The 20,368-nt window shown below is 65.5% G+C and carries 20 protein-coding genes and 1 tRNA gene; 9 read left to right on the forward strand and 12 right to left on the reverse strand.

Features of this window, described 5'->3' with window-relative positions; all coding sequences use genetic code 11:
* The first annotated feature begins 40 nt into the window (after nt 1-40).
* Nucleotides 41-1,105: a LacI family DNA-binding transcriptional regulator gene (locus H7F16_RS11380; protein WP_185797724.1), complete on the forward strand. Its 1,065-nt coding sequence runs from the start codon at nt 41-43 to the stop codon at nt 1,103-1,105.
* Here the strand turns inward: H7F16_RS11380 and H7F16_RS11385 are convergent.
* From H7F16_RS11385 to H7F16_RS11400, 4 genes are all read right to left on the reverse strand, one after another.
* Nucleotides 1,102-1,983, reverse strand: a complete 882-nt coding sequence (locus tag H7F16_RS11385) for an endonuclease/exonuclease/phosphatase family protein (RefSeq protein WP_185797725.1) — start codon at nt 1,981-1,983, stop codon at nt 1,102-1,104. The two genes, H7F16_RS11380 and H7F16_RS11385, sit on opposite strands and share 4 nt — an antisense overlap.
* A complete protein-coding gene (locus tag H7F16_RS11390) occupies nt 1,980-3,734 on the reverse strand; it encodes a hypothetical protein (RefSeq protein WP_185797726.1) in 1,755 nt (584 codons plus the stop codon). Before H7F16_RS11390 ends, H7F16_RS11385 begins: the two co-directional genes overlap by 4 nt.
* Entirely contained in the window at nt 3,734-3,925 is a 192-nt protein-coding gene (locus tag H7F16_RS11395; protein ID WP_185797727.1) for a hypothetical protein, read from the reverse strand. The genes H7F16_RS11390 and H7F16_RS11395 overlap by 1 nt, the downstream gene beginning before the upstream one ends.
* 279 nt (nt 3,926-4,204) lie before the next feature.
* Nucleotides 4,205-4,280 (reverse strand) — tRNA-Lys (locus H7F16_RS11400).
* 94 nt (nt 4,281-4,374) lie between these two features.
* Between H7F16_RS11400 and dapF the strand changes: the two genes are divergently transcribed.
* Together dapF and mtaB are read left to right on the forward strand one after the other, a co-directional pair.
* Nucleotides 4,375-5,226, forward strand: a complete 852-nt coding sequence (gene dapF / locus H7F16_RS11405; protein ID WP_185797728.1) for a diaminopimelate epimerase — start codon at nt 4,375-4,377, stop codon at nt 5,224-5,226.
* Nucleotides 5,223-6,476, forward strand: a complete 1,254-nt coding sequence (mtaB, locus tag H7F16_RS11410) for a tRNA (N(6)-L-threonylcarbamoyladenosine(37)-C(2))-methylthiotransferase MtaB (protein WP_185797729.1) — start codon at nt 5,223-5,225, stop codon at nt 6,474-6,476. The genes dapF and mtaB overlap by 4 nt, the downstream gene beginning before the upstream one ends.
* A 505-nt stretch (nt 6,477-6,981) precedes the next feature.
* On the opposite strand, the gene H7F16_RS11415 is transcribed toward mtaB, so the two are convergent.
* The 4 genes from H7F16_RS11415 to H7F16_RS11430 form a co-directional block, all read right to left on the reverse strand.
* Nucleotides 6,982-8,220 carry a saccharopine dehydrogenase NADP-binding domain-containing protein gene (locus tag H7F16_RS11415; protein WP_185797730.1) on the reverse strand — a complete coding sequence of 413 codons (1,239 nt, stop codon included), beginning with the start codon at nt 8,218-8,220 and terminating at the stop codon, nt 6,982-6,984.
* A gap of 58 nt (nt 8,221-8,278) precedes the next feature.
* Nucleotides 8,279-9,373, reverse strand: a complete 1,095-nt coding sequence (locus tag H7F16_RS11420; protein ID WP_185797731.1) for a carboxynorspermidine decarboxylase — start codon at nt 9,371-9,373, stop codon at nt 8,279-8,281.
* A 142-nt stretch (nt 9,374-9,515) separates the two neighbouring features.
* Nucleotides 9,516-10,220: a response regulator transcription factor gene (locus H7F16_RS11425; protein WP_185797732.1), complete on the reverse strand. Its 705-nt coding sequence runs from the start codon at nt 10,218-10,220 to the stop codon at nt 9,516-9,518.
* Nucleotides 10,192-10,482 (reverse strand): hypothetical protein, encoded by a 291-nt coding sequence (locus tag H7F16_RS11430; RefSeq protein WP_185797733.1) that lies wholly within the window; start codon nt 10,480-10,482, stop codon nt 10,192-10,194. Before H7F16_RS11430 ends, H7F16_RS11425 begins: the two co-directional genes overlap by 29 nt.
* Nucleotides 10,483-10,675: 193 nt before the next feature.
* Between H7F16_RS11430 and H7F16_RS11435 the strand changes: the two genes are divergently transcribed.
* The 3 genes from H7F16_RS11435 (at nt 10,676) to H7F16_RS11445 (ending at nt 13,145) form a co-directional block, all read left to right on the forward strand.
* Entirely contained in the window at nt 10,676-11,161 is a 486-nt protein-coding gene (locus tag H7F16_RS11435) for a hypothetical protein (protein ID WP_185797734.1), read from the forward strand.
* 129 nt (nt 11,162-11,290) lie between these two features.
* A complete protein-coding gene (locus H7F16_RS11440) occupies nt 11,291-11,932 on the forward strand; it encodes a ribonuclease HII (protein WP_185797735.1) in 642 nt (213 codons plus the stop codon).
* Between the two features lie 88 nt (nt 11,933-12,020).
* On the forward strand, nt 12,021-13,145 hold the full coding sequence (locus tag H7F16_RS11445; protein ID WP_185798125.1) for a site-specific DNA-methyltransferase: 1,125 nt from the start codon (nt 12,021-12,023) through the stop codon (nt 13,143-13,145).
* Nucleotides 13,146-13,451: 306 nt separating this feature from the next.
* Here H7F16_RS11445 and H7F16_RS11450 read toward each other — a convergent pair whose 3' ends face one another.
* Nucleotides 13,452-14,588, reverse strand: a complete 1,137-nt coding sequence (locus H7F16_RS11450) for an alkane 1-monooxygenase (RefSeq protein ID WP_185797736.1) — start codon at nt 14,586-14,588, stop codon at nt 13,452-13,454.
* Nucleotides 14,589-14,736: 148 nt separating this feature from the next.
* Nucleotides 14,737-15,801: an A/G-specific adenine glycosylase gene (locus H7F16_RS11455; protein WP_185797737.1), complete on the reverse strand. Its 1,065-nt coding sequence runs from the start codon at nt 15,799-15,801 to the stop codon at nt 14,737-14,739.
* A gap of 81 nt (nt 15,802-15,882) precedes the next feature.
* Here H7F16_RS11455 and H7F16_RS11460 point away from each other — a divergent pair, with 81 nt between their 5' ends.
* The 3 genes from H7F16_RS11460 to H7F16_RS11470 are packed head-to-tail and all read left to right on the forward strand — an operon-like array spanning nt 15,883 to nt 18,181.
* Complete coding sequence (locus tag H7F16_RS11460) at nt 15,883-16,407, forward strand: DUF721 domain-containing protein (protein ID WP_185797738.1); 525 nt, start codon at nt 15,883-15,885, stop codon at nt 16,405-16,407.
* A 14-nt stretch (nt 16,408-16,421) separates the two neighbouring features.
* Nucleotides 16,422-17,054, forward strand: coding sequence for a DsbA family protein (locus tag H7F16_RS11465; protein WP_185797739.1), 633 nt, complete (start codon nt 16,422-16,424; stop codon nt 17,052-17,054).
* Entirely contained in the window at nt 17,054-18,181 is a 1,128-nt protein-coding gene (locus tag H7F16_RS11470; protein ID WP_185797740.1) for a CaiB/BaiF CoA transferase family protein, read from the forward strand. The genes H7F16_RS11465 and H7F16_RS11470 overlap by 1 nt, the downstream gene beginning before the upstream one ends.
* On the opposite strand, the gene lpxK is transcribed toward H7F16_RS11470, so the two are convergent.
* Nucleotides 18,178-19,164, reverse strand: a complete 987-nt coding sequence (lpxK, locus tag H7F16_RS11475) for a tetraacyldisaccharide 4'-kinase (protein WP_185798126.1) — start codon at nt 19,162-19,164, stop codon at nt 18,178-18,180. The genes H7F16_RS11470 and lpxK overlap by 4 nt on opposite strands.
* Nucleotides 19,164-20,357: a 3-deoxy-D-manno-octulosonic acid transferase gene (locus H7F16_RS11480; protein ID WP_185797741.1), complete on the reverse strand. Its 1,194-nt coding sequence runs from the start codon at nt 20,355-20,357 to the stop codon at nt 19,164-19,166. The genes lpxK and H7F16_RS11480 overlap by 1 nt, the downstream gene beginning before the upstream one ends.
* Between the last annotated feature and the right edge of the window lie 11 nt (nt 20,358-20,368).

Below are 20,368 nucleotides of genomic sequence, written 5' to 3' on the forward strand. Positions count from 1 at the left end.
ATTCGCGGGGCTTGGACAAGGGTGAAGTTTGGCGCTAACAATGGGAGTGCGCCGCTTCAGCAGGATATTGCCCGTGACCAAACCCCCCGTTCACGACCCGAGACGCACGCTGACCTTGCGGGACGTGTCGGAAGCGTCGGGGGTCAGTGAAATGACGGTAAGCCGCGTGTTGCGCAATCGCGGCGATGTGTCGGTAGCCACGCGCGAGAGGGTTCTGGAAGCCGCGCGCAGCCTTGGCTACGTGCCGAACAAGATCGCGGGGGCCTTGGCCTCGCAGCGGGTCAATCTGGTCGGTGTGGTGATCCCGTCGCTGTCGAACATGGTGTTCCCCGAGGTTCTGGCGGGCATTTCCGAGACGCTGGAAGACACCGGCCTGCAACCCGTGGTCGGGGTGACGAACTATTCACCCGAGCGGGAAGAAACGGTGATCTACGAGATGCTGTCATGGCGGCCTTCGGGGATGATCGTGGCCGGGCTGGAACATACCGAAGCGGCGCGGGCCATGTTGGCGCAGGCGGGGATTCCGATCGTCGAGATCATGGATATCGATGGCGAGGCGGTGGACAGCGCGGTCGGCATCTCGCACCGCCGCGCGGGGCGGCAGATGGCCGAGGCGATCATCGCATCGGGTTATCGGCGCATCGCCTTTCTGGGCACGATGATGCCGCATGACCACCGCGCCCGCAAACGCCTGCAAGGGTTCGAGGAGGCCTTGGCCAAGGCGGGGCTGACGCTTGCGGATCAGGAATTCTATTCCGGCGGATCGGCGCTGCTGAAAGGGCGCGAGATGACGGAAGCGGTTCTGAAACGCTCGCCCGACATTGATTTCCTGTATTATTCCAATGACATGATCGGCGCAGGCGGGCTGCTTTACTGTCTGGCACAGGGTATCGACGTTCCCGGCAAGATCGGGCTTGCGGGGTTCAACGGGGTTGAACTGCTTGACGGTTTGCCCCGCCGTCTGGCCACGATGGACGCCTGTAGGCTTGAGATCGGTCGCAGGGCGGCCGAGATCATCGCCGGAAAGCACGCAGGCACCATCGGGGGCGAGGTGATCGAACTCTTTCCGACGCTACAGGCGGGCGACACGATCCGCAGGGCCTAAAGGTCGATTTCCACGGTCAGGGGAAAGTGGTCGGATGCGGCGCAGCCCGTGTCGACCGCGACGCTGCGCACCAAGGGCGCAAGGTCGGGCGTCACGAAACAATGGTCGAGTTGGCGCAGGCGCAGCTTGCCCGCGATGGTCTTTTCATGCGTGTGCAGGCTGCCGGGGGTCTGGCCCGCCGCCGCGACGGCATCGACGAAACCGTCGGCATAGCGCGCGCCGGGATGGTAGGGGGTTTCCCCGACGATCCGGCGGTATTCGGCGCTGTGGGGTTCGGAATTGAAATCACCCATCCAGATCGCGCTGGCGGGGCAGGCGGGTTCGGCCTGACCTTCGGTCCAGTTGCGGGCGGGTTCATCGTCTGTCCCGCTCCACGGCCCGCCCTCGAAGGGGGCGCGGGCATGTTGGGCGAGCAGGAAATCGAGTTGCTCCAGCCGTTCATCCACGCCGACATGGGCCAGATGCAGCGACATCAGGCGCAGCGGGCCGCGCGGGGTCTGAACCATCGCCTCGAGTGCGGCGTTCTGCGTGTTCAACGGGTCTAGCATCCGCCGCTTGGGCAGGGGCCAAAGGCGCGACCACCGGATCGGCAGGCGCGACAGGATCATCGTGCCGAACTGGCGGCGACGGTGGATCACGCGGCCCGCGCGGGTTTCGGAAGCGTCCATGTCAAAGGCGGGGCCATAGACCCAATGGTGGCCGGGCAGCCGGTCGGCCAGCAGGGCGGGCTGGTCGTCCATGCCCGTGCGGGTCCAGTGGCGTTCGACCTCTTGCAGACAGATGATGTCGGCTTCGCGGATCACATCGGCCACGCGCGACAGGTCGTAACGGCCATCGCTGCCGAAACCGTATTGGATGTTATAGCTGACCAGCTTCAACGCAGCACCCTGAGCAGGCGAAGTTTGGACCCCTCTAGCGGCACTTCGGCCAGCCACGGGCGCAAGCCACCCTTGGACAGTTCGGTTCCGATGCTGGTTTCGGGGCCGTAAACATCGCCCGCGCAGAACAAAAGGTAGTCGGCCCTTGTGCGGTCGATGGCGGCGCGCAATCCGGCTTCGTCGCCCTCGAACGGCAGGATGCCATTGGCAAAGGCATCGGCGCTGCGGTGATAGGGGGCCGAGGTGACGGAATGGGGTGTCGCAAGCAGCAGCATCGGGCCGAAGTTCAGCGGATTGAAGATGATGCCCGCCGGAACCTCTGCAAGGCGCTTCACCTGGTCGATGGTGTTGCAGCGGTCACCCAGCGCGACCTGCCCTTCGGCGGGGCCGGAACCGCTCCACGTCAGGGTGACGAAGGCGGCGGCGATTGGCCCTGACAGGCCGACAAAGGCGAAAACGCCAAGCCCTGCGGCGCGTAGCGCTGTGCGACCGTGGTTGATGGCCCAAGCGCAGGCTGCCCCGAAGGCCATGGCGATGACGGGAAGCGCCATCGTTCCCATGCGGGTTTGCCAGAAGGACAGCACCGCCCCGAGCGCCAGAAACCCGAGGATCACAAGCCCCTCGCCGCGACGGGCGATCACCATCGCGCCGTAAAGCAGGGTGATGACGTAAAAGGGGTAGAACAGCGCGATCGAGCGCGCTCCGTCGTTGATCAGGTAGTAGAGGGCGGGTTTGATCTCCTGCACCCGCGCCAGAACGGTCCGCTGCACCTCGGGCGACAGGGCCGTGTAGGGACCGGCTAGGCAGGGTTGCAGCGATGGCAGCAGCGCCAGCGCGACGGCCGCGCCAAGGGGCAGCAGCAGCAACAGGCGCAGGGCAGGCCTTGCCAGATAGCGCCCCGCCCCGATGGCGATGGCCGATGCGGCAAATGCAGCGGTGGTCAGGGCGACCAGCGGCGGCGAAATCGCGTCGCAGACAGGCACAGACCACAGCGCCGGATCGAGCTGGCCCGCCATCAGCAAGGGCACCGCCACCGCCAGCGCCGCCGAAAACCCGAGCAGCCGCTTGTCGGCCTCGGGTTTGCACAGGGCGTGCGACAGGACCAGCACAAGGCCCGCCACCGCGATGAACAGGATCATCTCGAGCCCGATGGCCAGCGACAGGGCGGCCGCCAGACCACCGGCAATTCCCCTGCGCAGCGCGTGGTCGGGCAGGACGAGCGACCCGCAGAGCAGCAGCATCAGGATGATCTGCACCGCATGGTGGTCGGTCGCCCCGGCGCCGAAGCCGCCGTTGAACAGGACGGTAATCGTCATGAAACCCAAAAGGGCAATCGTTGCGGCGAGATAGCCGAAAAGCCGCGCGGTCAATCGCGCCGTCAGCACCATGAACAGGACGCCCAGCGAAAGCGGCCAGATCACCGCAACCCAGCGCGCTGCCATATCTGCGCCGACAAGCGGGTCAAGCGCCGCCATGATCGCCGCCATGGGCGCGTCGATATAGCGTGACCAATGCATCGACAGCCCTTCGGGCGGCAGGACGCGGTGCTGGAAAAGATCATACCACGGCTGGCCGCCCAGCAGGTCGCGCACCTCGACCAGACGCATCGCATCGTCGGTGGAAAGCCGGTCGCCCTGTTCCAGAACCTTGCGCGCACCCGTGATCTGCGTGACCAGATAGATCATCGCAAGCGGCGGCAAGATGAAGCGGAAGCCCTGCGCGGTGTCGAACAGACGACGGGAAGCGTCCATCAGAAAGAGCCCTTGGCGTAAAGGTAGATCAGAAAGAACGCGGCCCCCGCGCTTGCCCCTGCCGACCCGAGCCAGAGCGCAAGGCCGAAGAGCTTGGGAACCAGCCGGACCACAAAGACCAGCGCCACCAGCATGGTTCCGACACCGAAAAGCAGACCCATCGCACCATCCCGACCCCAATTGGCCGCCATTCATGCACCGGTGCGTGATTTTGGCAAGCATCAGCCGCGCCATATGCGGCCCCCGCGTGTTCCGGCCCGACCGGTGGCAATGCCCTGCCCGACGGGGGAGGGGCAAAGAAATTGTTACGGCCCGCGATCAGGATCGGCGCACCGGTCGCCTTGGCCGCGCAGGGGGGGCGATTCACCGGAAAGCCCGCTGCGTTTGACATGTGGAGCGGGTGAAGCCCGCCCGAAACGACAGCGAACCCTGCAAAAGCAGGGCAACGCCGTCATCGTTTCAGGATGAAGTGGTGAGCCGGACAGGATTCGAACCTGTGACCCGCTGATTAAAAGTCAGCTGCTCTACCAACTGAGCTACCGGCCCCACGCGGCGCTGATTAAGGGGGAGGGGCGGGGGGGTCAAGGGCAAAATCAGGGGCCTCTGGCAAAATCCGCCCCCAAGGCGTATATCGGCGCCCATGACCGAGATTCAGGCCCCTTCCGGCCAGCCCTTCATGAAAATGCATGGGCTTGGCAATGACTTCGTGGTGATCGACTCGCGCGGGCGCGGGCCGGATGCGGCGGGCGTGACGACGCCTGCCCTGGCGCGGGCGCTGGGCGACCGGAACCGTGGCGTGGGCTTTGACCAGCTGGCCGAGATTCGCGATGCTGCGGGGGCGGACTTCACGCTCGACTTCTGGAACAGCGATGGCAGCCGTGCGGGGGCCTGCGGCAATGCCACGCGCTGCGTGTCGGACTATGTGATGCGCGGGTCGGGCAAGGCGGCGGTCAGCCTGCTGACCCAGCGCGGGGCGCTTTATGCGGTGCGGCGGGCTGACGGGCTTGTGTCGGTGAACATGGGCCACCCGCAGCGCGACTGGGCCGAGGTGCCCTTGGCAAAGGCCGTGGATACGCTGCATCTGCCGCTGGCGGGCGACCCGGTGGCGGTGGGGATGGGCAATCCGCATTGCGTGTTCTTTGTGCCGGATGCCGAGGGGGTCGATCTGGCCGGTGTCGGGCCGAAGTGGGAGCATGACCCGCTTTTCCCGCAGCGGACCAATGTGGAATTTGCCAGCGTCACGGCCCCCGACCATTTGCGCCTGCGGGTGTGGGAGCGCGGGGCGGGGATCACTTTGGCTTGTGGATCAGGGGCTTGCGCGACCGCTGTGGCCGCTGCCTTGCGCGGGCTGACGGGACGGAGGGTGACGATCGACGCCGATGGCGGCACGCTCGAGATCGACTGGCGGGACGATGGCGTCTGGATGACCGGACCCGTGGCGCATGTGTTCGATGGTGTGCTGTCGCCCGAATTTCTGGCGCAGCACGCATGAGCGCGCCGATCTTTGCCACCCTTGGCTGCCGCCTGAACGCCTATGAGACCGAGGCGATGAAGGAATTGTCGGCTGCTGCTGGCGTCGAGAATGCGGTGGTCGTGAACACCTGCGCCGTGACGGCCGAGGCGGTGCGCAAGGCCAAGCAGGAAATCCGGCGGCTGAGCCGTGAAAACCCCGGTGCGACGATCATCGTCACGGGGTGCGCGGCGCAGACCGAGCCTGAGACCTTTGCCGCCATGCCCGAGGTGGCGCGGGTGATCGGCAATACTGAAAAGATGCAGGCGGCGACCTGGAACAGCCTGAAAGCCCCTGATCTTATTGGAAAAACCGAACGGGTTCAGGTCGATGACATCATGTCCGTGCGCGAGACGGCGGGGCATCTGATCGACGGGTTCGGGCGGCACCGGGCCTATGTGCAGGTGCAGAACGGCTGTGACCATCGCTGCACCTTCTGCATCATTCCCTACGGACGCGGGAACAGCCGTTCGGTGCCCGCCGGGGTGGTGGTCGAGCAGATCAAGCGTTTGGTGGACAAGGGTTTTAACGAGGTCGTGTTGACCGGTGTGGACCTGACGAGCTGGGGGGCGGACCTGCCCGCGCAGCCGCGTCTGGGCGATCTGGTGATGCGGATTCTGCGGCTGGTGCCCGATCTGGCGCGGTTGCGGATCAGTTCCATCGACTCGATCGAGGCGGACGAGGCGTTGATGGGGGCGATTGCCACCGAGCCGCGTTTGATGCCGCATCTGCACCTTTCGCTTCAGGCGGGGGATGACATGATCCTGAAGCGGATGAAGCGGCGGCATTTGCGCGACGATGCGATCCGCTTTTGCGAAGAGGCGCGCAAGCTGCGGCCCGATATGGTTTACGGCGCTGATATCATTGCCGGATTCCCGACCGAGACCGAAGAGATGTTCGCGCAGTCCCTGAAGCTGGTCGAGGAGTGCGGGCTGACGTTCCTGCATGTTTTCCCGTTTTCCCCCCGCAAGGGAACGCCCGCCGCGCGGATGCCGCAGGTCAAGGGGCCGCTGGTCAAGGAGCGGGCGGCGCGGTTGCGGGCGGCGGGAGATGCGGCGCTGGCGCGGCATCTGGCGGCACAGGTGGGCGTGGTCCATCGGGTGTTGATGGAGGGGCCGCGCATGGGGCGGACCGAGCAGTTCACCGAGGTTTCATTCGGGTCGGATCAGCCGGAAGGGCAGATCGTGACGGCGCGGATCACGGGGTTTGCGGGCGAGCGGCTGGTCGTGTGACGCGGCGGGTTTTGCTGCATCGCTTTCCCCTGTTTAACGCTGTGTTAAGCCTTTCGGGGCGATCTTCCAGCTGGTCGGATTTCTTTTTTGATTCAGCGGGTTGAGGAAAACGGGTGCAAACGGGTTTCATCAAACTTGAATGCACACCCTATGCAGACGCGGGTGTTGTGGGGTTACCGGACTGTTAAGGATTTTGATGGGCTGGCGGCACCAAGACGGCGGGCTTTTCTTCTGCCGCTTCTCTGATGCGGCGCCGATAGCAGGGCAGGTATGGCAAAGGCGCGTGCTTTTGCCACGCGGGACGGTTCCACCTTCCGCCGGTGGCCCCAAAGGCCACCGGCCAGCGCCCGCCCCGCCCATGGCGGGCGCTTCTCGCCCGCCGGGGCAGGCGCTGGCCTCTGTCGTGTTTGAGGCAGGCGGCCTTGCGGTGGGCGTTGCGATGCGGGCGGGGAAACGCGGTGCGTTTCCTTATCCGCCCGAGTTCAGCGGGACTGGGTCACCCTCGTCAGAAACTTACCAAGCGATCCCCTGCCGCGTCCTTGATACGGGTGGGCAGGCCCATGTCGTTCAGGAGGGTGATGAAGGGCTTGGGGTCAAGCTCTTCGACATTGGCCATATGGCCCACGTCCCACGTGCCATCGGCCACCAGAAGGGCGGCGGCGACGGGGGGGACGCCTGCGGTGTAGCTGATGCCTTGCGAGCCGACTTCGGCGTAAGCCTCGGCGTGGTCGGCCACGTTGTAGATCAGGACCTCGGCCTCTTTCCCATCTTTGACGCCGCGGATGACGTCACCGATGCAGGTCTTGCCCGTGTAGGTGGGGGCAAGCGAAGCGGGGTCGGGAAGGACGGCTTTGACGAGTTTGAGGGGGACGACCTCGAGCCCCTCGGCGGTCTTGACCGGCTTTTCCGACAGGAGGCCGAGGTTCTTTAGGACGGTAAAGACGTTGATGTAATGATCGCCGAAACCCATCCAGAAGCGCACATCGGCATGGGGGTAGCGGGCCGAGAGGGAATGCACCTCGTCATGGCCGGTCAGGTAGGCTTTCTGGTCGCCCACGACGGGAAGGGTCCATGTCTGGCCCACCTCGAACATCCTGTTTTCGGCCCAGGCGCCCTTTTGCCACGAATAGACCGTGCCGGTGAATTCGCGGAAGTTGATTTCGGGGTCGAAGTTGGTGGCGAAGTATTTGCCGTGGCTGCCCGCGTTGATATCGACGATATCGATCGAGGTGATGGTGTCGAAATACTCATCTTCAGCCAGCCGCGCCCATGCGTTCACCACGCCCGGATCGAAGCCGATGCCAAGGATGGCGGTGACGCCCGCAGCCTTGCAGCGGTCGCGGCGTTGCCATTCGTAGTTGCCATACCACGGCGGGGTTTCGCAGATCTTCTTGGGGTCTTCGTGGATGGCGGTGTCCATGTAGGCGGTGCCGGTTTCGATGCAGGCCTCCAAGACCGACATGTTCACGAAAGAGGAGCCGACGTTGATGACGATCTGCGCGCCTGTCTTGCGGATCAGGGCGGCGACTTCGGCGCTGTCCATCGCGTTGACGGCGTGGGCGTCGAACCGGCCCTGAACCTTCATCGACTTTTTCTCGTGGACCGAGGCGATCACCGCTTCGCATTTCGCAAGCGTGCGGCTGGCGATGTGCAGATCGCCCAAGCGGTCGTTGGCTTGCGCGCATTTATGCGCCACGACCTGTGCCACGCCGCCTGCGCCGATGATCAATACGTTGCGTTTCACTTCGAACCGTCTCCTTCAAGGACAGAGGGAAGTGCCCCGAGGGGCAATTTAACCAAGATTAGCCAAGATTGCCGATGAAATCGGCGTAGCCGAATTCCCGCGCCAGGGTCAGGGAACCGTCGAGTTCCTTGACCACGATGCCGGGCATCCTGACCCCGTTGAACCAGTTTTTCTTGACCATCGTGTAACCGGCTGCATCCGCGATAGAGATGCGGTCTCCGACTTGCAGGGGTTTGGCAAAGTCGAATTCGCCGAACACATCGCCCGCAAGGCAGGACTTGCCGCAGATCATCCACGGATGGGGGCCAGAGGTCTCGATCCGCGCGGGGATGCGGTAGATGAGAAGGTCGAGCATATGCGCCTCGACGGATGCATCGACGATGGCGAGGTCCTTGCCGTTGTTGAGCGTGTCGAGGACGGTGACTTCGAGGCTGGCCGCCCCCGTGATCGCGGCTTCGCCCGGTTCGAGATAGACCTGCACGCCGAAACGGTCGGAAAAGGCGCGGAGGCGGGCGGCGAGGCGGTCGATGGGGTAGCCGTCACCCGTAAAGTGGATGCCGCCGCCGAGGGAGACCCATTTCAGGCGTTTCAGGAGGGGGCCGAATTCATCCTCGATCCGGCCGAGTTGACGGTCGAAAAGGTCGAAGTCGGCGTTCTCGCAGTTGTAATGGATCATGAAGCCCGAGATGCGGTCCATCACGCCTTCGATCTTGCCCGCATCCCATTCGCCAAGGCGGCTGAAGGGGCGGGCGGGGTCGGCAAGGTCGAAGCCGCTGGTCGAGAAGCGCGGGTTCAGGCGCAGGCCGCGGTTGATCGAGGCGGACTGGTTGTCGAAGCGTTCGAGCTGCCCGATGGAGTTGAAGATGATCTTGTCGGCGTAACCCACGGCCTCGGCGATTTCATGGTCGGCCCATGCGACGGAATAGGCGTGGGTTTCCTTGCCGAATTTCTCGGCACCGAGCTTCAGCTCGTAAAGGCTGGAGGAGGTCGTGCCATCCATGTGGTCGCGCATCTGGTCAAAGACCGGCCATGTGGCGAAGCATTTGAGCGCGAGCAGGGTTTTGGCGCCCGACCCGTGGCGGAGCTGGTCCATGAGGGCCATGTTGCGGGCAAGTTTCGCGCGGTCGATCAGGTAGAACGGCGTCTGGATCATGCGGAATCCCCCCCGCGGCAAGAAGGACAAGAGGGGGGGTGTTTAAGGCCCAAGCCCCCCCTGTGCAAGCCCCTGCGCTGCGGGTGGGGGAGGGCAATTTTCTTGAAAGAAAATTGCGAAATCCCCCAAAGGATTTCGCGCGTCAGACCATGCGGATCGCGTCTTTGCCCACGGCCAGCACATAGCCGCGGCGGGCGATGGTCTTGACCAGCAGTTCGGACACCATCTGGTTGCCCAAGGCATCGCGCAGGCGCTTGATGCGGGTGGCGCCTGCGGCTTCGTCGCAGTCGGCCTCGTTCCGGCCCGAGATGACGGCCTCGATCTGCGCGCCGGTCAGAACCTCGTCGTCCATCCGCGCCTCGGCCAGAACGGCCATGGTTTCGAGCGCGGCTTCGGTAAGCGAGAACTCCATGTCGTTGATGTAGACGGCCCGCCCCTCGCGGCTGATGAGAAGGCTTGCCACCTGAATCCCCGACCGCTGGATGGCCGAGATGCGGCGGTTCAGCGCGATGATGGTCACAAGAAAGACCAGAGCGGCAAGCAGCAGGGCGGTGGAAAAGGCGAGAAGCACGAACATGACCATGCGGTAGCTGGCCAGAACCTCGGAAAAGGCCGTGCCGGACTGGGCAAGGATTTCCAGAAGTTTGATGTCGGCATAGGTCGTCAGGTCGTTGTTTTCGACGAAAAGCCGTTCGACGCGGGCGTTGAAGGCGTTGGCGTCGGGCAGGCTGATGAACAGGAAGACCGCCGCGCCGAGCAGGATCAGCACGATGGCGATGATGCCGAAGGCCACGACACGGTTGCCCGCGCGCAAGCTTTCAGTAGCGGAGGAAGTAGTCTCCTGCACTCGCTTTCCTTTCCCCGAGGCCTTCGGGTCCGAAAACCGAAAGCACGTTCAACAGTGTCCAGCCCCCTGCGGCAAGGCGGGGGGAAAGTTCGGCCTCGGCCTCGGCCTTGCCATTGGCACAGGCCGAGTCGCTCACCTGTGCCACGCCATAGTGCAAGCGGAGCGGGTCGTCCTGCTTGGCCTTGTAGTCGGCGAAGCAATCGGCGGAAGCCGGCCCGCCAAGGGCGAGAAGCAGGGCCACGGTCAGGAGAGGGCGCGTCATGGGATGCATCCTTGTGTCGTTCCTCGCATCCTGCGCAGGTCGGCGCGGTTATTCAATGTCGGACAGGGTTTATGCCGATGTTATCGCATAGCAGCGCGGCGTTATTGCCTGTCGCGGGCTGTCGGACCGAGGGTTGGCGCAGAAGGGGCAGGCGATGTGGCCCGCCCCGAGTGGACCGGATCGGAGACGGCAGATGACACATTCGGAAACCCTTGCCGAAACGATGCTTGTGCAGCGCGAGGCCAGACGGTCGAAGCTGCGGGCCTGGGTCGTGGCGTTCATCCTTGGCATGGCGGTGGCGCTTGCCCTGGCGGTGACGACAGCCCCGGCGCGGGCCGATGACAGGGATCTGGCGCGGGCGCTGGCGGCCATTGCCATCGTCGGCATCATCGCCACGGCGGCCAAGGACCGCGACAGGCCGCGGCAGGAACAGCACCCGCATTACACGCCGCGCCAAAGCCGCGCGCCGCGGGTGCCTGCGGTTTGCGGAATCGAGATCAGCGGCCGCAGCACGCGGGCCACGGTCTATGGCGAACGCTGCCTGCGCGAGGAGGGTTTCGACTGGCGCCTGCCGCAGCACTGCGCGCGTCCGGCCCGGATCTACGGGCAGAACGACCGCATCTATACCGAGCAATGCCTGCGCGATGCGGGCTTTCGGATCGGCGGGCACCGGAACTGACCATCCGGCCGTCGGGGCGCGGGGTCCCGAAACCGCGTCCGCCTTGGGGGGCGAGAGGGTGAGCAGCTCTCGCCCCCCTTCTTTTCGGGGCCTCTTCTTTTTGGCGGAATGCTGCGCTAGTCCTGCGCAATGAAAGCCCGTCTTTGCCCCGATTTCGCCTATGAGACCGCCGCCCTTGGCCGGGGGTTCACGGTTGTGGCAGGGGTTGACGAGGTGGGGCGCGGGCCGCTGGCGGGGCCGGTGACCGCAGCGGCGGTGGTGTTGCACCGCGACCGGATTCCCGCAGGCTTGAACGATTCCAAGGTGCTGACGGCAGCGCGGCGCGAGGCGCTGTATCGCGAGATCATCGAGGTGGCCGAGGTGTGCGTGGCCCATGCCTCGGTTGCAGAGATCGACGCGCTGAACATCCTGCGGGCAAGCCATCTGGCGATGGAGCGGGCCGTGGCGGGGCTGCCGCGCGCGGTCGAACACGCGCTGATCGACGGCAACCTGATCCCGCGCGGGCTGGCCTGCGGGGCCGAGGCGGTCATCAAGGGCGATGCGCTGTGCCTTTCCATCGCGGCCGCGTCGATCGTCGCCAAGGTGACACGCGACCGGATCATGGTGGATTTGGCGCAACAGCACCCCGGCTACGGCTGGGAGGGTAACGCAGGTTACCCGACAAAACAGCATCTTGAGGCGCTGCTAAATCTTGGTGTGACCCCACATCATAGACGTTCGTTCAAGCCGGTCCACAATATCTTGTATCAAGACGTTTCTGTAAGTGCTTGATTCAAAAAAGAAATTGACGGCGAATCACCGTTGACTCATCTTGGGTGCCAACAAGACGGCCAAAAGAGCCGATCATATGAGGCAGACCATGACCAAGACGAAACCGGCCGAGGCACATGTGCTTCCGCTGAACCAGATCATTGCGGGTGACTGCATCGAGGTGATGAATTCGCTTCCGGCGGGTTCGGTCGATCTTGTCTTTGCGGACCCGCCGTACAACCTGCAATTGAAGGGCGATCTGCATCGGCCCGACAATTCCAAGGTGGATGCGGTCAACGACCACTGGGACCAGTTTTCCAGCTTTGCCGTCTATGACGATTTCACCCGCAAATGGCTGGCCGCGGCGCGGCGTATCCTGAAGCCGAACGGGGCGATCTGGGTGATCGGCAGCTATCACAACATCTTCCGCGTCGGGGCCGCGTTGCAGGATGCGGGGTTCTGGATGCTGAACGACGTGATCTGGCGCAAGTCGAACCCGATGCCGAATTTCAAGGGCAAGCGCCTGACCAACGCGCATGAGACGCTGATCTGGGCAAGCCGGGACGAGGGATCGAAATACACCTTCAACTACGAGGCGCTGAAAGAGCTGAACGACGGCGTGCAGATGCGGTCGGACTGGGTCATTCCGCTTTGCACCGGGCATGAGCGGCTGAAGGACGAGAACGGCGACAAGGCGCATCCGACGCAGAAGCCGGAAGCCCTGCTGCACCGCGTGCTGCTGGCGACGACCAATCCGGGCGATGTGGTGCTGGACCCGTTCTTCGGCACGGGCACCACGGGGGCCGTGGCCAAGATGCTGGGCCGCGACTTCATCGGGATCGAGCGCGAGGAAGCCTATCGCAACGCGGCGGCCGAGCGGATTTCGCGGGTGCGGAAGTTCGACGCCTCGGCGCTCGAGATCACCGGATCGAAGCGGGCGGAACCGCGCGTGCCTTTCGGGCAGGTCGTTGAGCGCGGGATGCTGCGGCCGGGCGAAGAGTTGTTCAGCGTGGGCAACCGCCACAAGGCCAAGGTGCGGGCCGATGGCACGCTGATCGGGCATGACATCAAGGGATCGATCCATCAGGTGGGCGCGCATTACGAAGGCGCGCCAAGCTGCAACGGCTGGACCTACTGGCACTTCAAGCGCGACGGGAAGATGATTCCCATCGACATCCTGCGCCAGCAGATCCGTGCCGAGATGGATGTCGACGCGGGCGGCCGCCGCCACTAGTCCACCGGATTTCCAGAACGCCAGTGCCGCGGTCCGCCTGCGGTGCCACTCCCCGCCATGTCTTCATGGCGGGGTCTTTTCGTTTTGCCGTGCAGGGGGGCTTTCCGCCCCCCTCTTGGCCGTTCCGGCCAATTCACCCCCCGAGGATATTTGCAGCAAGAGGAAGCGGGGCATGCCTTCCTCTTGCCCTAAATATCCTCGGGGGGTGCGGGGGGCAGACGGCCCCCCGCTGCCAGCGGGTAGGGCGCTTTTGCGCCTCGCCTTTCAGGCTGCGGCGCGGGTTTTGACAGTATTGCGCCTCGCCTTTCAGGCTGCGGCGCGGGGGCGGGGGTTTTGCGCCTTGTTATAGGCGTGCCAGTCGGTGACATCGGGGTAAAATGTCCGCCGCCATGCGCGGACGCGGGGGTTCATGATGCGCCGCCAGAGCGGGGGGACAAGGGCTGCCATCGTCATCAGCGGGTAGCCGAGGGGAAGTTGCGGCGCCTCTGAGGCATCGTAGGTTTGCAGAAGGGGAAAGCGCCGGTCGGGTTTGTAGTGATGGTCCGAGTGGCGTTGCAGGTTGATAAGCAGCCAGTTCGACGCGCGGTGCGAGGCGTTCCACGAATGGCGCGGCAGGACATGTTCGTATTTCCCGTTCCCCAGGTGGCGGCGGGTCAGGCCGTAATGTTCGATGTAATTGACAAGCTCGAGTTGCCACACCGCAACCAGCGCCTGATAAAGGAACAGGCCAAGGCCCCAGATCCCGCCAAGGGTAAGGGCCAGCGCGAGCATGAGGGCTTGCAGGGTCCAGTAGCGCCAATAGGGGTTCGAGCGGTCGCGCCATGTCAGCCCCTTGCGGGCGAGGAGGGCGCATTCGGCCCGCCACGCCGAGCGGCGGCATTGGTAGAGGACGCGGGGAAAGAAGCGGTGGAAGCCCTCGTTATAGCGCGCGGTGACCGGATCGGCGGGAGTGCCGACCCAAAGGTGATGCACGCGCAGGTGTTCCGAGCGGAAATGGCTGTAAAGGACCATCGCAAGCAGGATGTCGCCCAGCCAGCGTTCGAGCCGTGATTTCTGGTGCATCAGCTCGTGGCTGTAGTTGATGCCCACCGTGCCCGAGACGATGCCCACACCGAAGAACACCGCGATCTTTTCGGCAGCGCCCAGATGGGCGGCCTGCGGGACATAGGCGATCAGGCCGAAGAGGGTGACGAGTTGGACCGGAACCCAGAGCAGCGTGACAAGGCGATAGGCGTGGAGCGATGACTCGGGGGTGGCGGGGTCGGGGTTATCCTCGTTCCGTCCGGCGAGGGCGTCGAGGACCGAGAAGAGGCCCCAGCTTGCCAGTGGCGGGAGCAGAAGCGCCCATCCGCCGAAGGCCGCCGCGGCGATGACCGAAGGCGGCAAAAGGAGCGAGAGCCAGAAGGGAAGGGCTGCCGGAAGGGGGGTGCGGTTGCGGATCATGGTTACTCGTTCATCGCCTTGCGTGCTGCACCCTGCTGCGGGAGGGGGCGGGTGTGCGGCCTTGGGGCAAGATTGCACGGCTTTGCGGCAGCGGGGAAGTGTGACGCTTGGTCAGGGGGGGCAAGGGGCGGGGTCAGGGGGGGCGGGGTCAGGGATGCGCGCGCCCGTTGGCGGCAAGGTCATGGGCCTTGCGCATGACGGTGGGCAGGTCGGCGGGGCGGAAGGTGGCTTGCGGGTGCCATTCGCCGCGCAGGGGGTTGGTGCCTTGGGCGAGGGTGGCGGTCTGGACGGTCAGGATCAGGTGGAAATGGGTGAAGGTGTGGCGCACCTCTCCCGCCGCCTGCCAGTCGGCGGGGGCGGGGGCGGGGCCGCCCGCGCCGTCCCAGCCGGTGCCGGGAAAGCCGAGCATGCCGCCGAGAAGGCCACGGTCGGGGCGGCGTTCGAGAAGCCAGTCACCGCCGGTGCTGCGGGCGATCCAGACGGTGCCCTCCCGCAGGGGTTTGGCGGCTTTGGGCGTTTTGCGGGGAAGGGTGGCCTCGACCCCCTCGGCGCGGGCGCGGCAGGGGCTGCGCCACGGGCAGATGCCGCAGGCGGGGCTGCGCGGGGTGCAGATGGTGGCGCCAAGGTCCATGATGGCCTGGGCATAGTCGCCCGCGCGCGCGGCGGGGGTAAGTTCAGCGGCGAGGCGGGTGAGTTCCGCTTTCGACGCGGGCAGCGGGTCGGTGACGAGGCGGAGGCGCGAGATCACGCGTTCCACATTGCCGTCGACCACGGTGGCGGCTTCGTCATGGGCGATCGAGGCGATGGCGGCGGCGGTATAGGGGCCGATGCCGGGAAGGGTGAGGAGGGCCTCGCGCGTTGCGGGGAAAATGCCGCCGTGCAGGTCGACCACGGCGCGGGCGCAGGCGAGCAGGTTGCGGGCGCGGGCGTAGTAGCCGAGGCCCGCCCATTCGGCCATGACATCGGCATCGGCGGCGGCGGCAAGGTCGGCCACGGTGGGCCAGCGGGCGGTGAAGCGGGTGAAGTAGTCGCGCACGGCGGCGACGGTGGTCTGTTGCAGCATCACCTCGGACAGCCAGACGCGGTACGGATCGGGCTTTGTGCCATTCCGGCGGTCGGCGGGCGGGGTGCGCCACGGCATGGAACGGGCGTGGACATCATACCAGTCGAGCAGAAGCGCGGGCAGGTCGGGGGTATCGGCGCTGTCACGCATTCTTTATGGCCTGTCATGGGTCGGCATTTGCAAGCCGGTGGGCTGGCTGCATAGAATAGCGGCAAGAGCCGAAAGGACCAGATGAGCAAAGCACCCCTGCCACCGCCCAACCCTTCGCGACGGATGCGCGGGTTCGAGCCGACCTTCGGGCTGGTGAAGGACCCCATCCGCGCGGCGGGCGAGTCGCGCGGCTTTGCCGTAACGCGGTTGCTGACGCATTGGCCCGAGGTGGTGGGCGAGGAGCTTGCCGGAATGACGCGGCCGGTGAAGATCGGCTATGCGCGCGACGGGTTCGGGGCGACGTTGACGGTGCTTGTGTCTTCGGCCCATGCGCCGATGGTGCAGATGCAACTGCCCAAGATCATCGAGAAGGTGAACGCGGTTTACGGCTATGCCGCCATCTCGCGCATCAGCCTGACACAGACCGCCCCCACGGGTTTTGCCGAAGGTCAGGCCGAGTTCATGCCCGCGCCCAAGGTCGCAGCCAAGCCCGATCCGGTGGTTCTGGCCAAGGCCGCCGAGACGGCGGCACCCATCGCCGATGCGGGTTTGCGGGCGGCCCTTGAAGCCCTTGCCCAAAACATCTTAACTCGTCGCAAGACATAAGAAGGTTGAACGATATGCTGAAGAAATTGGCCGCCGTGCTGGCGCTTGCCCTGACCCCGATGCTGGCCCATGCGCAAGAGGCGACGCCGTCGCCTTCGCCCGCTGCATCGCCTGCGGTCGAGGTGCAGGATTTCTCGCTGGGGGATCCGGCGGCAAAGGTGCAGATCACGGAATATGCCTCGTTCACCTGCCCGCATTGCGCGCGGTTCCACGAAACGGTCTGGTCGGACCTGAAGAAGAATTACATCGACACCGGAAAGGTGCATTTCACCTATCGCGAGGTGTATTTCGACCGCTACGGGCTTTGGGCGGCGATGATGGCGCGCTGCGGGGGCGAACTGCGGTATTTCGGGATCGTCGACATCCTGTTCAGCACGCAAAAGGAATGGGCGGGGTCCGAGGATCCGAATGTCACGGTTGAAAACCTGAAAAAGATCGGGCGCTCGGTCGGGATGGATGATGCGGGCCTTGATGTCTGCATGAAGGATCAGGCGCAGGCCGAGGCGCTGGTGGCGCATTTCCAGAAGGGCATGACCGACGACGGGATTGAAGGGACGCCGACTTTCATCGTCAACGGCACCAAGCATTCGGGCGAGATGTCCTACGAGGAATTCGCCAAGATCGTCGATGACGAGCTGGCGAAGTAATGTCCGCACCCCTTGCCGGAATAAAGGTCGTCGAACTGGCGCGGATTCTGGCTGGCCCCTGGGCTGGCCAGACCCTTGCCGACCTTGGCGCGGATGTGGTCAAGGTCGAGGCGCCCGAGGGGGATGATACCCGCCGCTGGGGGCCGCCTTTCATCGAGCGCGAGGGGGACCGTTCGGCCGCCTATTTCCACGCGACCAATCGGGGCAAGCGGTCGATCACCTGCGATTTCCGCGAGCCCGCGGGGCAAGAGGTGGTGCGGCGGCTGGTGGCCGGGGCCGATGTGGTGATCGAGAATTTCAAGGTGGGCGGGCTGGCGAAATACGGGCTGGATTATGAAAGCCTGCGCGCGGTGAACCCGCGTCTGATCTATTGTTCGATCACCGGTTTCGGGCAGACCGGCCCCTATGCGCATCGGGCGGGCTATGACTTCATCATTCAGGGCATGGCCGGATTGATGAGCGTGACAGGCGCGCCGGACGGGCAGCCGCAAAAGGTGGGCGTGGCGGTGACCGATGTGTTCACCGGCGTCTATGCGGCGACGGCGATTCTGGCGGCGCTGGTGCAGCGGGGGGTGACCGGCACGGGGCAGCATATCGACATGGCGCTGATGGATGTGGCGGTTTCCATCATGGCGAACCAGTCGATGAACTACCTTGCCACGGGTGTCGCGCCGAAGATGATGGGCAACGCGCATCCGAACCTTGCGCCCTATGCCGTGTTCGATTGCGCCGACGGGTGGATCATTCTGGCCACGGGGAATGACGGGCAATACCGCAAGCTGTGCGGGATTCTGGGGCTTGGCGATATGGCCGGGGCGGCAGAGTTCCTGACGAATGCCGACAGGATCGCCAACCGCGAGGCGATGACGGCGCGGATCACGGCGGCGACAAAGGGCTGGGCCAAGGCGGATCTGTTGGCCGCCTGCGAGGCCGAGGGGGTTCCGGCTGGGCCGATCAACGATCTGGCCGAGGTGTTCGCGGACCCGCAGGTTATCGCCCGGGGGATGCAGCTTGACCTTGGCGGCGTGCCGGGGGTGCGGTCGCCCTTTACCTTCTCGGATGCCGAATTGGCGCTGGACCGCGCCGCTCCGAAACTGGGCGAGCATCAGGACGAGGTTTCGGGCTAAAGGCCCAAGGCAGCAAAGGCTTTGTCGAGCGGGGACCAGTCGTCCAGCGCAAGGCGGACGGGGAAGGTCAGCACCTTGGGGCGGAAGGACGCGGGCAGGCGCACGGCGTCTTTCTCGGTCGTGACAAGCTGCGCGCCACGGGCTTTCGATTCGAGTTCGAGCCGTGTCAGCAGCGGCAGCGACAGCGGCTGATGATCGCCAAGCGCGACGGTGCGGATGAGGTCGGCCCCTTCGGCGCGCAGGCTGGCGAAGAATTTCTCGGGCCTGCCGATGCCCGCAAAGGCGATGGTGCGGGTGCCTTGCCAGTCCATGCCCATGCGCAGGGGGTTCAGGCTTGCGGTCAGATGCGGCAGGGGAAGGGCGGGCCATTGGCGGGCAAAGGCGGCCTGCGCCCCGGGCGGGCCGATGGACAGGATCAGGTCGGCGCGGGCAAGGCCCGTGGCAACCGGCTCGCGCAGCGGGCCTGCGGGCAGGCAGCGGGCGTTGCCGAAACCGGTGGCGGCATCGACGACGACGATGGACAGGTCTTTGACCACGGCAGGGTTCTGGAAACCGTCGTCAAGGATGACGACAGTTGCCCCCGCCGCGCTTGCGGCCTGCACGCCCGCCGCGCGGTCCTTGGCGACCCATGTCGGGGCAAAGGCCGCAAGAAGCAGGGGTTCGTCCCCCACGAGGGCGGCGTTGTGCTTGCCCTCGATCACCCGCAGCGGGCCTGTGGCGCTGCCGCCGTAGCCGCGTGTCACCACATGCGGGGTCTGGCCGCGCGCGGTCAGCCGTTCGATCAGGGCGATGGCCGTAGGGGTCTTGCCCGTGCCGCCGACGTTGATGTTGCCGATGCAGATGACGGGGATGCCCGCCTTGACCCCGCCTTGGCGCAGGCGGCGGGCGGTCGCGGCGGCATAGGCCCGGCCGAGCGGTGCCAGCAGCCGCGCCTGCCATGCGGGGCGGTCGGGCGGGGTGGACCAGAAGGCGGGCGGGCGCATCATTCGCCATCCGTGATGTTGCGGATGAGGAGATGGACCTTGTCCGTCACCTCGGCCCCGTCCGAGGTGACAGCCCATGCGGCCTGCGCCAGACGCGCGGCGCGGTCGGGCGAGAGAAGGTCGCCCAAAGCCTCGGCCAGATCGGTGGGCGAGCCTACGGCGCGGGCGGCGCGGGCGGCGCCCAGACGGCCGAAGGTGGTGCCGAACAGGCCGGGGCGCGGGCCGTAGAGGATGGCCGAACCAAGGGCCGCAGGTTCGAGCGGGTCACGGATGCAGCCCTGACCCGACAGGCTGCCGCCCATGAAGGTGATGGGCGCAAGCCGGTACCAGAGGCCGAATTCCTGTGCGTTGTCGGCGATGTAAACTTCGGTCTCGGTGTCGGGTTCCTGATCTTCCGAGCGGCGGGCGACGGTCCAGCCTTCGGCCTCGGCCATGCGCGCGGCGAGGGGTTCGGCGCGGGCGGGGTCTTCGGGAACGATGATCAGCAACAGGCGGTGGGCAAGGCGCAGCGCGGCGCGATGGGCGGTGATGGCGGCGGCTTCCTCGGCCTCGGGCAGGCTGGCGGCCAGCCAGACGGGGCGGGTGGCAAGCTGCCGCGCGAGGGCTTCGCGTTCGGCTTCGAGATGGGGAAGGGCGGCGGATTCCTCTTCCATCTTGCCCGTCACCTCGACCGCCGAAAGCGAGGCCCCTGCCTTGCGGAAGGCGCGGGCCGAGGCTTCGTCGATGGTCAGCACATGGCGGAAGGTCGCGAGCAGGCCGCGCATCAGGCCGGGATACCAGCCATCGCGCTCGCGCAGGATATAGGGCATGCGGCCGGCAACCATCAGGACGGGAAGTTTGCGTTCGTTGGCTTCGTGCAGCAGGGCGGGGCGCAGCTCGCCCTCGGAGAAAAGCGCGATCTCGGGGGCCCAGTGGTCGAGAAAGGCGCGGGCCTCGGCGGGCGTGTCGGCGGGCGGGCGTTGCAGGATCAGCCCCGCGCGGGGCGCGATCTCGGCGGGGCAGGTGAGCAGGACGGGAAGGCCGTCTTCGTCGATCAGGCGGCGGGCGAGTTCGAGCATGGAGCGCGCCACTTCGGCATTGGGCGCATGCAGCCAGACAAGCCGCCCGAGAGGGCGCGGCGGCCGGTCGACCGCCTGCCCCGCATCGCGGCGGTTGGACAGGTTGTAGAATGTGAGCCCTAGGGAATAGGCCATGAAATGAAAGG

The organism is Paragemmobacter straminiformis (genome assembly GCF_014243445.1).
GTDB classification, from domain to species: Bacteria; Pseudomonadota; Alphaproteobacteria; order Rhodobacterales; family Rhodobacteraceae; genus Paragemmobacter; species Paragemmobacter straminiformis.